At 72.3% G+C, this 13,289-nt stretch carries 10 protein-coding genes and 1 pseudogene; 7 read left to right on the top strand and 4 right to left on the bottom strand.

Annotation, left to right across the window (positions count from 1 at the left end; all coding sequences use genetic code 11):
* Nucleotides 1-186: 186 nt before the first annotated feature.
* Entirely contained in the window at nt 187-1,791 is a 1,605-nt protein-coding gene (locus IF20_RS06695; RefSeq protein ID WP_110943897.1) for an FAD-binding oxidoreductase, read from the top strand.
* A 53-nt stretch (nt 1,792-1,844) separates the two neighbouring features.
* On the opposite strand, the gene IF20_RS06690 is transcribed toward IF20_RS06695, so the two are convergent.
* On the bottom strand, nt 1,845-2,507 hold the full coding sequence (locus IF20_RS06690) for an O-methyltransferase (RefSeq protein ID WP_052864086.1): 663 nt from the start codon (nt 2,505-2,507) through the stop codon (nt 1,845-1,847).
* A 178-nt stretch (nt 2,508-2,685) separates the two neighbouring features.
* Between IF20_RS06690 and IF20_RS06685 the strand changes: the two genes are divergently transcribed.
* Genes IF20_RS06685 through IF20_RS06675 form a run of 3 tightly spaced genes read left to right on the top strand, consistent with a single transcriptional unit; the run spans nt 2,686 to nt 6,071 of the window.
* Complete coding sequence (locus IF20_RS06685; protein WP_110943896.1) at nt 2,686-3,222, top strand: flavin reductase family protein; 537 nt, start codon at nt 2,686-2,688, stop codon at nt 3,220-3,222.
* A 20-nt stretch (nt 3,223-3,242) separates the two neighbouring features.
* Nucleotides 3,243-4,826: a 4-hydroxyphenylacetate 3-hydroxylase family protein gene (locus tag IF20_RS06680; RefSeq protein ID WP_052864085.1), complete on the top strand. Its 1,584-nt coding sequence runs from the start codon at nt 3,243-3,245 to the stop codon at nt 4,824-4,826.
* 3 nt (nt 4,827-4,829) lie between these two features.
* Nucleotides 4,830-6,071, top strand: a complete 1,242-nt coding sequence (locus IF20_RS06675) for an MFS transporter (RefSeq protein WP_052864084.1) — start codon at nt 4,830-4,832, stop codon at nt 6,069-6,071.
* A gap of 338 nt (nt 6,072-6,409) precedes the next feature.
* On the opposite strand, the pseudogene IF20_RS40875 reads toward IF20_RS06675, so the two are convergent.
* From IF20_RS40875 to IF20_RS06665, 3 genes and pseudogenes are all read right to left on the bottom strand, one after another.
* Nucleotides 6,410-6,766: pseudogene (locus IF20_RS40875) on the bottom strand (helix-turn-helix domain-containing protein); the annotation flags it as partial.
* A gap of 72 nt (nt 6,767-6,838) precedes the next feature.
* Nucleotides 6,839-7,945, bottom strand: a complete 1,107-nt coding sequence (locus IF20_RS06670; protein WP_052864083.1) for a 3-dehydroquinate synthase II family protein — start codon at nt 7,943-7,945, stop codon at nt 6,839-6,841.
* The gene (locus IF20_RS06665) at nt 7,942-8,748 is read right to left on the bottom strand and encodes a 2-amino-3,7-dideoxy-D-threo-hept-6-ulosonate synthase (protein WP_052864427.1); all 807 of its coding nucleotides are present in this window, start codon (nt 8,746-8,748) and stop codon (nt 7,942-7,944) included. Before IF20_RS06665 ends, IF20_RS06670 begins: the two co-directional genes overlap by 4 nt.
* 290 nt (nt 8,749-9,038) lie before the next feature.
* On the opposite strand from IF20_RS06665, the gene IF20_RS06660 reads away from it, so the two are divergent.
* The 3 genes from IF20_RS06660 (at nt 9,039) to IF20_RS06650 (ending at nt 12,982) form a co-directional block, all read left to right on the top strand.
* On the top strand, nt 9,039-10,619 hold the full coding sequence (locus tag IF20_RS06660) for an FAD-binding oxidoreductase (protein ID WP_052864082.1): 1,581 nt from the start codon (nt 9,039-9,041) through the stop codon (nt 10,617-10,619).
* Nucleotides 10,620-10,715: 96 nt separating this feature from the next.
* Nucleotides 10,716-12,239 carry an FAD-dependent oxidoreductase gene (locus IF20_RS06655; RefSeq protein ID WP_052864081.1) on the top strand — a complete coding sequence of 508 codons (1,524 nt, stop codon included), beginning with the start codon at nt 10,716-10,718 and terminating at the stop codon, nt 12,237-12,239.
* A 26-nt stretch (nt 12,240-12,265) separates the two neighbouring features.
* Nucleotides 12,266-12,982, top strand: a complete 717-nt coding sequence (locus tag IF20_RS06650; RefSeq protein WP_052864080.1) for a 2OG-Fe(II) oxygenase — start codon at nt 12,266-12,268, stop codon at nt 12,980-12,982.
* Nucleotides 12,983-13,289 lie beyond the last annotated feature (307 nt).

The following is a 13,289-nucleotide window of genomic DNA, read 5'->3' as shown; positions in this document are numbered from 1 at the left end:
GCACGCTGGAGGTGGCGGAAAAGACCGCAACATCCGGAGTTTTTCGGCCGGTTCGGGCTCCTACCCTCCCTGGTGGGGGCGGGCGGCAACACGTGAGTGCCACGATCGCAGGGCTGTTTTTCGCGGACGCGCTCGGTGCGCGGCCGCCACCTCCTGAGCTATCCGACTCAGAGAAGGTGCGACGAGATGGCGCAAGAACAAGCCGCGGAGTCGTTCGCGGGGGGCGGCGGCAGGGGCGAGGCCCCGTACCCGGGCCCGGTCACGGTCATGGCACACGACCAGCAGTACGCCGACCTGGTCAGCGGCGTGAACGAGCGGTACGTCGGCCGGCCCGAGACCGTCCAGGTGGTGACCACGCCGGGCCAGGTCGCGCCCGTCGTGCGGCAGGCGGCGCGGGAGGGCAAGCGGCTCACGGTCAAGGCCGGCGGGCACTGCCTGGAAGACTTCGTCTTCTCCCCCGACGTGCAGGTCGTCCTGGACATCTCGAACATGAACCAGGTGTACTTCGACGCCCACCGACGGGCGTTCGTCGTCGAGGCCGGTGCCGAACTGCTGGACGTGTACGAGCAGCTGTACCGCACCTGGGGCGTGACCGTCCCCGGCGGCATCTGCGCCACCGTGGGCGTCGGGGGCCATGTGCCCGGCGGCGGCTGGGGCCTGCTCTGCCGACAGCTCGGGCTGATCAGCGACTACATCCATGCGGTCGAGGTCGTGCTGGTGGACTCCGACCGCTCCGTCCGTACGGTCGTCGCGACGCGCGAGAAGGACGACCCGCACCACGATCTGTGGTGGGCCCACACCGGGGGCGGGGGCGGCAACTTCGGCGTGGTGACCCGCTACTGGTTCCGCACGCCGGGCGCCACCGGCAAGGACCCCCGCCGGCTGCTGCCCAGGCCGCCCGCCACCGTCCACCTGCAGGCCGCCGGCTGGTCCTGGGACACCCTGACCGAGGCCGACTTCACCCGGCTGGTCAAGAACTACGCGGGCTTCTTCGCCGCGCACAGCGACCCGGACGACCCGTACACGGCGCTGGCCAGCTTCCTGGTGCTCAACCAGCGGTCCAACGGCCAGGTCGCCATGGTGACCCAGGTCGATGCCACGGTGCCCGACGCGCGGTCCCTGCTCGACACCTACCTCGCGCAGGTCACGGAGGGGGTGGGCGCCCGCTACTCCGCGGCCACCACGCGGATGGGCGAGTTCGGCCCGATGCCGCATCTGGCGGAGCCGCGTACGCTGCGCTGGCTGGAGGCGACGCGCTACATGGCGCTCTCCAACCCCAACCTCACCGACCCGACGCTGCGGCAGGACTACAAGTCGGCGTACATGAACACGCAGTTCCCCGACGACCAGGTCGCCGCGCTGTACAAGCACCTGACGCGCCCCGACATCCAGAACCCGGGCAACTCCATCACCCTCAGCTCCTACGGCGGCAGGGTGAACGCGGTGGCCCCGGACGCCACGGCCTTCGCGCACCGCTCCTCGGCGTTCAAGCTGATGTGGATGTGCCAGTGGAACGACCCCGCTGACGACGAGAAGAACATCACCTGGAACCGGGAGTGCTACGAGGAGGTGTACGCGAAGACCGGCGGCGTGCCGGTCTCCGACGGCATCACCGACGGCTGCTACGTCAACTACCCGGACATCGACCTCAACGACCCGGCGCACAACCGGTCCGGGGTGCCCTGGTACACGCTGTACTACAAGGACAACTACCCGCGGCTGCAGCGCGTGAAGAGGCGTTACGACCCGCGGAACTTCTTCCGCCACGCGCAGTCGATACGGCTGCCCTGAGACAGGCGATGCCCGCGCACCACCGGTGGTGCGCGGGCATCGTCGTGTGCCGCTCAGCGCTTGACGGCGAAGGTGAGCCCGTCGGCGAACGGGATCAGGCTCAGCTCCACCCGCTTGTCGTGGTGGATCCTGGCGTTGAAGGCGCGCAGCGCCGTCGTCTCGGAGTCCTGCTGGGTCTCGTCCAGGACGGCGCCGTGCCACAGCACGTTGTCGACCAGGATCAGTCCGCCGGGCCGCAGCAGCGTCAGCGCCGCCTCGTAATACGCCGTGTAGTTCTCCTTGTCGGCGTCGATGAAGAAGAAGTCGTACGTGCCGGCCTCCCCCTCCGTCGCGAGCAGGGCGTCCAGGCTCTCCCGGGCGTCGCCGATGCGCAGGTCGATCCGGTCCGCGACGCCCGCCCGGCCCGCGAACTCGCGCGCCACGGTGGCCCACTCCTCGCTGATGTCCAGGCCGATCACCTTGCCGCCGGCCGGCAGCGCCAGCGCCGTCGCGATCAGGCTGTAGCCGGTGAACACGCCGACCTCGATCGCCTTGCGCGCGCCGATCGCCTTCAGCAGCACGCCGAGGAACTGCCCCTCCTCGGGCGAGATCTGCATCAGGTGCAGCGGGAGCTCGGCGGTGCGCTCCCGCAACTCCCGCAGCACATCGGGTTCGCGCAGCGAAACGTCCGCCACGTAGTCCTGCAACTGTTCGGTCACGGCTACCTGGACACGCATTTTTGATCACCTCGGGCGAAGAAAGAGAACGGGTGGCCGAAATTTCCGTTACCGAGCAATTAGAGCGACCGCAAAACGCGCTGTCAACGTCTTCCCATATCTCTCGTCAGGCTCTGGATTCATTCTTCAGCGGGGGCTGCCAGACTGCTTCCGTGCTGATTTACCGGGAAGAATTCGAATGAGCCGGGAGCGGGCGGACTTCCGGGACTGCCTCGGCCGCTTCGCCAGCGGCGTGACCGTGGTGACGGTGGGCCGCGGCAGCGGCGTACACGGCGCCACGGTCAGCTCGTTCACCTCCGTCTCGCTGGACCCGCCGCTGGTGCTGGTCTCCCTCAAGCGCGGCAGCCGGCTGTGCGGACGCCTCGCCGACGAGCCGTTCGGCATCAGCGTACTCGCCGCTGACCAGCGCGAACTCGCCCTGCATTTCGCCGGCGCCAAGAGTCTGGCGGCCGGCTCCGTGCCGTGGGTACGGCAGCCGGGCGTACCCCGCCTCGCCGGTACCGCGGCCTTCTTCACCTGCACCCCCTGGGCCTCCTACGACGGCGGTGACCACGTTCTCCACCTGGGGCGGGTGACGGGCTTCGAGGCGCGCACCGCCGAACCGCTGGTCTTTCACGGCGGCGCCTTCCGCGCCCTGCGGAACGACTCCCGGGAAATCTTCTGGGACGGCTCTCTGGACGGCCCCTCCGCATTTCTCGCACCGCTCGGAAACTGACCGGACAAGGGAAGAAACATATGACGCTGCAGCAGGACGCCGGTACCGGCCGGGAGAATTCTCCGGGCACTCGCCCGCTGACCGGGGCGGAGTATCTGGAAAGCCTCAAGGACGACCGGGAAATATATCTCTACGGCGAGCGGGTGAAGGACGTCACCCGGCATCCCGCGTTCGCGAACAGCGCCCGGATGACGGCCCGGCTCTACGACGCCCTGCACGCGCCGGAGACCCGGGACGTGCTCACCACCCCGACCGACACCGGCAGCGGCGGGCGGACCCACAAGTTCTTCCGCACCCCGCGCAGCGTGCAGGACCTGGTCGAGGACCGGGACGCCATCGCCGAGTGGGCCAGGCTCACCTACGGCTGGATGGGCCGCAGCCCCGACTACAAGGCGGCGTTCCTCGGTACGCTCGGCGCCAACTCCGGCTACTACGCGCCCTTCGAGGACAACGCCCGGCGCTGGTACCGCGAGTCGCAGGAGAAGGTGCTCTTCTGGAACCACGCGATCATCCATCCCCCGGTCGACCGGCACCGCCCCGCCGAAGAGGTCCGGGACGTCTTCGTGCACGTGGAGAAGGAGACCGACGCGGGGCTGGTGGTCAGCGGCGCGAAGGTCGTCGCCACCGGATCGGCGATCACGCACTACAACTTCATCTCGCACTACGGGCTGCCGCTGAAGGAGAAGCGGTTCGCGCTGGTGGCCACCGTGCCGATGGGCGCGCCCGGCCTGAAGCTGATCTGCCGGCCCTCGTACGCCGCGACCGCCGCGGTGATGGGCAGCCCGTTCGACTACCCGCTCTCCAGCCGCCTGGACGAGAACGACACCGTGTTCGTCATGGACAAGGTCCTCATCCCCTGGGAGAACGTCTTCCTCTACGGGGACCCCGAGCAGGTCAACGGCTTCGCGCGGCAGTCCGGCTTCATCGAGCGGCTCACCCTGCACGGCTGCACCCGCCTCGCCGTGAAGATCGACTTCATCGCCGGTCTGCTGCTCAAGGCCGTCGAGATGACCGGCACCAAGGACTTCCGCGGCGTCCGGTCCCGCATCGGCGAGGTCCTCGCCTGGCGCAACATGTTCTGGGCGCTGACCGACGCGGCGACCCGCAACCCCGAGGAGTGGAAGGACGGCGCGCTGCTGCCCCGGCTGGACTACGGCATGGCGTACCGCTGGTTCATGACGATCGCCTACCCACGCATCAAGGAGATCATCGAGCAGGACGTCGCCAGCGGCCTCATCTACATCAACTCCAGCGCCGAGGACTTCAAGAACCCCGAGATCCGGCCCTACCTGGACACCTACATGCGGGGCTCGAACGGCTACACCTCCGTCGACCGCGTCAAGCTGATGAAGCTGCTGTGGGACGCCGTGGGCACCGAGTTCGGCGGCCGCCACGAACTGTACGAGCGCAACTACTCCGGCAACCACGAGCAGGTGCGCGCCGACATCCTCATGGCGCAGGAGGCCGCCGGGCGGCTCGACGAGTACACGGGGTTCGCCGAGAAGTGCCTGGCCGAGTACGACCTCGACGGCTGGACCGTGCCCGACCTGGACTCCTTCCCGTCGCTGCGGGCCGCGCGCGGCACCTACTGGCAGGCCGGCTGAGGCATGACGTCCGTGCTCCGCACCCGCTGCGCCCTGCTCTCCCTCTTCCTCGGCGCGTTCGCCATGGGCAGCGGGGAGCTGATCGTGGTCGGCGTGCTCCGCCCCGCCGCCCAGGACCTGCATGTCGGCGTCGCCACCGCGGGCGGCCTGGTCACCGCGTACGCGCTGGGCATGTGCTGCGGTGGCCCGCTGCTCACCGCGGTGACCGTGCGGCTGGATCGCCGCACACTGCTGTGGCTCTCGCTCGCCGGGTACGTCGTGGGCAACGCGGCGGCCGCCCGCGCCTCCGGCTTCGTCCCGCTGCTGGCCGCCCGCGTGGGCACCGGCGCGCTGCAGGGCCTCTTCCTGGGCGCGGCGTTCGCCGTGGCCGCGCGGCTGGTGCCGGCCGAACGGATGGGCCGGGCCCTCGCCGCGGTCTTCGGCGGCATCGCCGTCGCCACCGCCGTCGGCGTGCCCCTGGGCACCCTCGTCGGGCAGCGGCTGGGCTGGCGGGTGTCGTTCGCCGCCATCGGCGCGCTCGGCCTGCTGGCGCTGCTGCTCGCCGTGGTGTGCGTGCCGCGGGTCGCCGCCACCCGGCCGGCCCCGCTCGCCGCCCAGGCCCGGCATGCGCTGGCACCGCGCGTACTGGCCGTGCTCGGCGTGGCATTACTCCTGATGGGTGGTCAGTTCGCGGCGTTCACCTACGTCACGCCGTTCCTGGCCGACCGTACCGGGATCACCGGCACCCCGGTCAGCCTCTTCCTGCTGATGTACGGCACGGCCACCGCGGTGGGAGTGCTCTGCGGCGGCCGGGCGGCCGACCGGGGCGCCGCGACCACCCTCCTGTCGTGCGCCGTCGTGCTCGTCGCCGCGCTCGCCCTGCTGGTGCTGGCCGGCGGGGTACCGGTGGTCGCCGGCTTCGGGCTGCTGGTGTGGGGCCTGGTGGGCTTCGGGTTCGTCCCGTCGGTGCAGCGGCTGGTGCTGGTCCTGGCGGGGCCCGGCCGCGACCTGGCCGCCACCCTGCCGGCCGCGGCCGTGAACCTGGGCATCGCGGCGGGCGCCCTGGTGGGCGGGCGGGCCGTCGCGGACCGCGGCCCCACCGCCGCCTTCGTCACGGGGTTGCTCGTGTGCCTGGCGGCCGTGCCCGCGGTGTGGGCGGTGCGGCGGTCGACCGCACGGGCCGCGTCCGCAGCCGACCCGGCGTACGAGTCCGTGGCGGAGACGGTGGAGTCCGTGCCGGAGCCGCCGCCCGCACGGGGCCGTTGACACCGGCCGCACACACACGCCGGCCGGTTCCGCAGCTCCTGCCGGACCCGCTCCTGCAGCGCCAGCAACTGCACGTGGTACGGCAGCAGTGCGCGCGCCGCGGGCGGCAGTTCGGCCGCCCGGAGCGCGTCGCTCAGTGCCACCGCGAGGCCGTCCGCGGCGGGCACCAGCCGGGCCCGCGGGAACAGCTCGGCCAGCCGCTCGCACAACGCGCCCGCGGACTCGCCCCGCAGGACCGCGCAGACCCCTCTGCCGGTCGTCGCCACCAGTACCTGCCCCAGCGCGCTCCGGCCCACCACGTACCGTATCGACGTGCCGTGCCCGCCGGCCCGGAACGACTTCGGCGTCATCCCCAGCATCGCCGAGGACGCGGCGTAGAAGTGGCCGTTGGAGTTGAAGCCCGAGCTGTAGATCGCGTCGGACACCCGCCGGGCCCGCGCCAGCTCCTGCCGCACCCGCTCGGCCCGCCCGGCCGCCAGGTAGGCGTGCGGGGTCACCCCGGTCAGTGCCTTGAACATCCGGTGGAAGTGGAACCGGCTGTACCCCACCGCGCGGGCGATGTCGTCCAGGCTCGGCGGTTCCCCGGCCTCGTCGATCAGGTGGCAGGCCCGGATCACCGCGTCCGCGTACCGCTCGTGCGGTTCCGTCCGGGCGGCGCGCCACCGCCGCTCCTCGTTCCCGTGCTCCTCGTTCATCGCTCCCCCGTCGTCCCCGCGCAGGGCCGGGGCCGTACCGCACCGGCGGGACGGCCCCGGCCCGCGCAGCCGCTACTTCTCCACGCAGAACTCGCCGACGGGCCAGCCCACATGGCGCTTGTCGGTGGCGATGTGCCCGAGCACCTCGTCGCCCCGCTTCAGCTCCGTCACGTTGAGCACGCTCGCGCCGGGCCCGAGTACCCGCACGTGCCAGTCGTCCTGCACGATCAGGTTGACCGGGGTGCCGTCCTCGGCGACGGCGTTGATGCCGAGCAGGGGACGCGATTCGAGCTTGATCCGGCCCGTCACGATCCGCCGGGTCCGCCCGTCGGCGCCCACCGCGAGCACCGGGCTGCCGGCTTTGAGCTCGCTGAGGTAGTTGGTGCGGTTCTCGGCACCGAGGACGTAGGAGTGCAGCGCGCCGGCGTTGATGCGGAACGGCCGCGTCGGCATGTACGGCAGCGGGTGCGTCTCGCTCACGCACAGGATGAACCCGTGCGCGTAACTGCCCACGAGCATGCCCTCGTCCTGCTCGAAGTGGGTGCAGGTGTCGATGCAGACCCGGTCGCCCAGCCCCAGGTGCTCGGTCGACATCACCCGCAGCGTCTGCAGCTTGAGGTCGGGAGTGGTGGTACGCAACATCTCCACCAGCGCGAACACCTCCCCGGCGTCCTTCGGGGCCAGCAGCACGCCCTCGGAGCCCTTCTCCAGGACGTCGACGATGATCTGGGCCTCCTCGATGCTGTCGGCCCGGCACACCAGGTCGCCCGGCGAGCTGTCGGCCGCCGCGATGACGATCTCCAGCGGGATCTTCGTCGGGTCCTTGAACTCCACCACGGTGAACGGCAGCGCACGGGCGGCGTCGCACGCCAGGCGCAGCGTCCGGTCGTCGGTGACGTGCACCAGCGCCGCGGCGTCCTTCAGGCCGTCGCGGTGCCGGCCCTCCAGCGCCCCGAGCGCGTCGGTGTCGCCGACCGTCTCCAGGACCACCAGGTCGGCGTGCTCGTCCCCGGGGTGCGGGGCGCCGGCCAGCACGCGGCGGACCGTGTTGGGGAGGAGGGCGAGCGTCTCGGCGTCACTGTCGACGATCGCGTGGACCCGGGCGTGCACGGCCGCGTCGATCACGGCCGTACGGTGCTCGGAAGGAACGGAACGAAGGTCGATCCAGGCGAATTTCACAATGCTCCTGCCACTTCGAGAGACGCCGCCGGACCGGGAGGGACCTGGCGGCCATGGACGATTGCGGACAGCTCGCGTACGGCTTGCCGGGGGTCGGGGCTGGTGAAGACGCGCCGCCCGACGGCCAGGCCCCGGCACCCTGCGGCCAGTGCGGACGTGGCGAAGTCGAACAGGCTCTGGTCGGCACCGCCGCCGCCGGCCACGACGACCGGCAGCGGGGAACTCGCCACCACCTCGGCCATCCGCTCCGACGGAGAGGCGAGCACCGTCTTGACGATGTCGACCCCGAGGTCCATGGCGATGCCCACCACGTGGGCGAGGAGCTCCGGCCGGGTGGGGTCGTCGACCCGTGGCCCGCGCGGATAGATCATCGCCATCAGCGGCATCCCCCAGCGTTCGCAGGCGGCTGCCACCGTCCCGAGGTCGGCCAGCTGCGTCGCCTCGGTGTCGGAGCCGATGTTCACATGCACGCTCACGGCGTCGGCGCCGACGCGCACGGCGTCCTCGACGTCGCCGACGAGCACCTTCGCGTCGGTGTCCGGGGCGTGTACGGTGCTGGCGCTGAGGTGCACCACGAGTGCGCAGTGGGTCAGCGCGGCCGGCAGCACCTGCCGGGCCCGGCCCTTGTGCACCACGATCGCGTCGGCTCCGCCGTCGGCGATGTCCCGCACCAGTTGGGTGAAGCCGGCGGCCGAGGCGATGGGGCCGTCCGACACGGAGTGGTCGAGCGGCACGAACAGGTAGCGGCCGTCACCGGGCCGGGACAGGCGCGCAAGGCGCAGCGCCTTGCCGCTCAGCGGCATGTTGGACAAGACCCACCTCTTGTTCCAGTCGGAGCCGCCGGTGGCGGCCGGCCGCGGCACGGCGGGACGGCGAACCCGTCGCACCCCGTCGCCGATGCGGCCCGCCAAGGCGGCGGATCGGTTTCATGGCGCCACTGTGGCAACCGCCGCTGAAGAATCGAGCCAAGCCGTCCGGACCGGGCCCGCGGGCGGCCGCCGGGCGAAGTACCGCAACAAACAGGACGAGTGGCGCGGTGGCCCGCCGCTAGCGTCGCCGGTGTCCCCCGCCCCGCACCGAAAGGCCACCTCCCATGCAGCACGGCCCCGCCGGCAACGGCCCCGCCCCGGCTCCCGTAGTCGTCACCCCGGCCGACAGGCGCTATCCGGACCTGGTGCGCGGCTGGAACCAGCGGTACGTCTCCGCACCGGAGGCGGTCCATCTCGTCCGGACCGGCGCCCAGGCCGCCGACGTCGTCCGGCGGGCGGTGCGCGAGGGCAAGCGCCTGACGGTGCGCAGCGGCGGGCACTGCTGGGAGGAGTTCACCTTCCACCCGGACGTCGACGTCGTCCTCGACATGAGCCTGATGAACCAGGTCCACTACGACCCGCGCCACCGCGCCTTCGGCGTCGAGCCCGGCGCCCAGCTGCTCGGCGTGTACGAGGCGCTGTACCGCACGTGGGGCGTCACCGTGCCCGGCGGCACCTGCTACCAGGTCGGCGCCGGCGGGCACGTCAGCGGCGGCGGCTGGGGCATGCTCTGCCGCCGTGACGGACTGATCATCGACCATCTGTACGCGGTCGAGGTGGTCGTCGTGGGCGCCGACGGCTCGGTCCGGGAGGTCTTCGCCAGCCGCGCGCGGCACGATCCGCACCGCGACCTGTGGTGGGCGCACACCGGCGGCGGTGGCGGCAACTTCGGTGTCGTCACCCGCTACTGGTTCCGCTCACCGCACGCCGACGGGGCCGATCCGGCCGAGCTGCTGCCCCGGCCCCCGGCCGAGGTCCTGCTGTCGGCGGTGTCGTGGCCGTGGGAGTCGCTCACCGAGGAGACCTTCACCCGCCTGGTGCGCAACTACGGCGACTGGCACGCCCGGCACCGCGCTCCCGGCAGCCCCGAAGCGGCCGTGTGCAGCCTCTTCTCGCTCAACCACGTCTCCAACGGGGCGATCGGCCTGGTGACCCAGGTCGACGCGACCGTGCCGCACGCCCGGGAGCTGCTGGACGGCTTCCTGCGGGCCGTCACCGACGGGGTCGACGTGCCGCACCGGCCCGCCACCACCACGCTCGGCGAGTTCGCCGCCATGCCGGACCTCGCCGAGCCGCGCCGGATGCCCTGGCTGGAGGCCACCCGCTACTTCGGCACCGCCAACGCCGACGCCAACAACCCCACGCAGAAGGGCGACTTCAAGTCCGCCTACATGAAGGCCGGCTTCCCCGAGGACCACCTGACAGCGCTCCACCAGCACCTGACCCGCCGCGATCTCGGCAACCCCAGCGCCTCGGTGATGCTCAGCTCCTTCGGCGGGCAGGTCTCCGCGGTCGGCCCCGCGGCCACCGCCTTCCCGCACCGCGACGCCGCGTTCAAGGCCGCGTGGATGATCTGGTGGACCGACGACTCCGCGGAGGCGGACAGCCTGGCCTGGATCCGCGAGTTCTACCACGGCATGTACGCGGCGACCGGTGGCGTTCCGGTACCCGACGACGTCACCGACGGCTGCTTCCTGAACTACGCGGACATCGACCTCAGCGACCCCGCTTTCAACACCTCCGGGGTCCCCTGGCACACGCTCTACTACAAGGACAACTACGCCCGTCTCCAGCGGGTCAAGCAGGCGTACGACCCGGGCGACGTCTTCCGCCACAGCCAGTCGGTGACCCTGCCGGGGGCGTAGCGGGCGGGCCCGGATGCAACCGTTCGGGCGCTGGCGGGGTTCCCGTGGTGTGCGTCCGTACGGCCGCGCGACGCGTCCGCCACCGCGAGGAGTGCCATGGTCCACCGGAACGTCCCCGATCCGGGCACGGACACGGACACGGACGTCGCCGTGGTCGGCGGCGGCCCGGTCGGCATGCTGCTGGCCCACGAGCTGGCCCTGCAGGGCGTACGGGTCACCGTGCTGGAGCGGCTCGCGACGCCGTCGGGCGAGTCCAAGGCCGGCACCCTGCACGCGCGTACCGCCCACACCCTGCACCGCCGCGGGCTGCTCCGGGCCGCGCAGCCCGGCCGCCCGGCGCCGCGCACGGTCAGCGGCCCCGTCCGCTTCCACTTCGCCGGCATCTGGGGCCTCGACCTCGCCCCCGTCGTCGACGAGGGCCCGGTCATCATCGGCAGCCCGCAGGCCTGGGCCCAGGAGGTCTTCGCCGAGCGGGCCGCCGCACTGGGCGCCGACATCCGCCGCGGCCACGAGGTCACCGGGCTCGACCAGCACGCCGGGCACGTACGGCTGACCGCGGACACCGCCGACGGACCGCGCACCCTCACCGCGCGCTGGGCCGTCGGCGCGGACGGCGCCCGCAGTGTCGTCCGCGGGCTGGCCGGCATACCGTTCACCGGCACCCCGGCCGGCGTCTCCGCGCTGATCGGCGAGGTCCGCCTGCTCGACCCCGCGGACGCGCCCGCCGGCTGGCAGCGCACCCCGCGCGGCTGGACCCTGGTGTGGCTCGACCCGTACGGCCACAGCCGCGTCTGCACCTACGACTACCGCGGCCCGCACCCCGACCGGCACTCCCCCGTCACCCTCGACGAGCTGCGGTCGGAGTTCGCGCGGATCTGCGGCCGGCCCGTGCCCATGGCCGATCCGCGCTGGCTGACCCGCTTCAGCGATGCCGCGCTCCAGGCCGAGTCCTACCGCAGCGGCCGGGTGCTGCTCGCGGGCGACGCGGCACACGTCCACTTCCCGGCCGGCGGCCACGGCGTCAACCTCGGCCTCCAGGACGCCATGAACCTGGGCTGGAAACTGGCCGCCGACATCCGCGGCTGGGCCCCACCGGGCCTGCTCGACACCTATCAGGCGGAGCGCCATCCGGTCGCCGCCGCCGTGCTGCACAACGTACGCGCCCAGGTCGCCCTCATGGACCCGGATCCGCGCATGGACGCCCTGCGCGACCTGGTCACCGATCTGCTGGGCCTCGAAGAGGTCAACGCGCACCTGAGCGCCGTCGTCACCGGCACCGCCGTCCGGTACGACCTGGGGGCGCCCGGGGATCCGGTGGCGGGCGGCTTCGTGCCCGACCTCGACGTCAAGACCGCGCACGGCCGCACCACGCTCGCCGGCCTCCTGATGTCCGGCCGCCCGACCCTGGTCGTCCTGGACGAGGCGTTCGATGCCACCGCGGCCGGGCCGTGGGCCGACCGGGTCGACGTCCTGCACGCCGTCACCGCCGAGCCGCCCGCCGTCGCGGCCGTCCTGCTGCGCCCCGACGGCTACGCCGCCTGGTCCGCATACGGCGGTCCGGACGATGCCGCGGCACTCCGTACCGCACTGCGCCGCTGGTTCGGCGCGCCCCGTACCTGACCGCCCGCACCCGCACGAGGACCACCATGCCCACTGCCACCAGCGCCACCGACCGGCTGGCCGCCGCCGACTGGAAGGCGATCACCGACGAGCTCGATGCCCTCGGCAGCGCGCTCACCCCGCGCCTGCTCAGCACCGAGCAGTGCCACGAGATCGCCGCCCTTTACGGCAAGCCCGAGCTGTTCCGCACCACCGTCGACATGGCCCGCCACCGCTTCGGCTCCGGCCAGTATCGGTACTTCACCCACGACCTGCCCGAGCCCGTCGCCGAGCTGCGGGCCGCGCTCTACCCCCGTCTGCTGCCCATCGCCCGCGACTGGGCCGAGCGGCTCGGCCGGCCCGCGCCGTGGCCCGACTCCCTGGACGAGTGGCTCGACCGCTGCCACGAGGCCGGGCAGGACCGGTCGGCGCAGATCCTGCTGCGCTACGAAGTGGGCGACTGGAACGCGCTGCACCGCGACGTCTTCGGCGATCTGGTCTTCCCGCTCCAGGTGGTGGTCGGCCTCGACGACCACGGGACCGACTACACCGGCGGGGAGTTCCTCATGGTGGAGCAGCGCGCCCGCGCCCAGTCCCGGGGCACCGCCACCGTCGTGCCGCAGGGCCACGGACTGATCTTCACCACGCGGGAACGCCCGGTCCCCGGCAGCCGCGGCTGGCGTGCGGGCGCCATGCGGCACGGCGTGAGCGTCGTGCGCTCGGGCCACCGCCACACTCTCGGCCTGGTCTTCCACGACGCCTGACCGCGGCGCGTGCGGCCCGGGCACCTGGCCCACGCGCCGCGACGCGCGCGGTGGGCCGACCGGGGTGCGCCGGGGAGTGTCCGCAAAGTCCCGTCGTCCGCCCGGAGGGCGGGGCCCGCGGCGTCATGGGGGTCCCCCTGCTCGGGCGAAGCCGAGAGCTTGGGGAAGTGCCAGGCGTCGCGGGCCGGACGGGACTTTGCGGACACGACCTAGGTGTATTGACCCGCAGGGTTGTTGACGCGGGTGATGGGTGGCTGGCCTCCGAGTGCGGTGTGGCAGCGATGGTAGTTGTAGGTGTGCAGGAAGT

Source organism: Streptomyces niger, assembly GCF_000718305.1.
GTDB lineage: Bacteria > Actinomycetota > Actinomycetes > Streptomycetales > Streptomycetaceae > Streptomyces > Streptomyces niger.
This window is presented reverse-complemented; position numbering and strand designations above follow the sequence as displayed.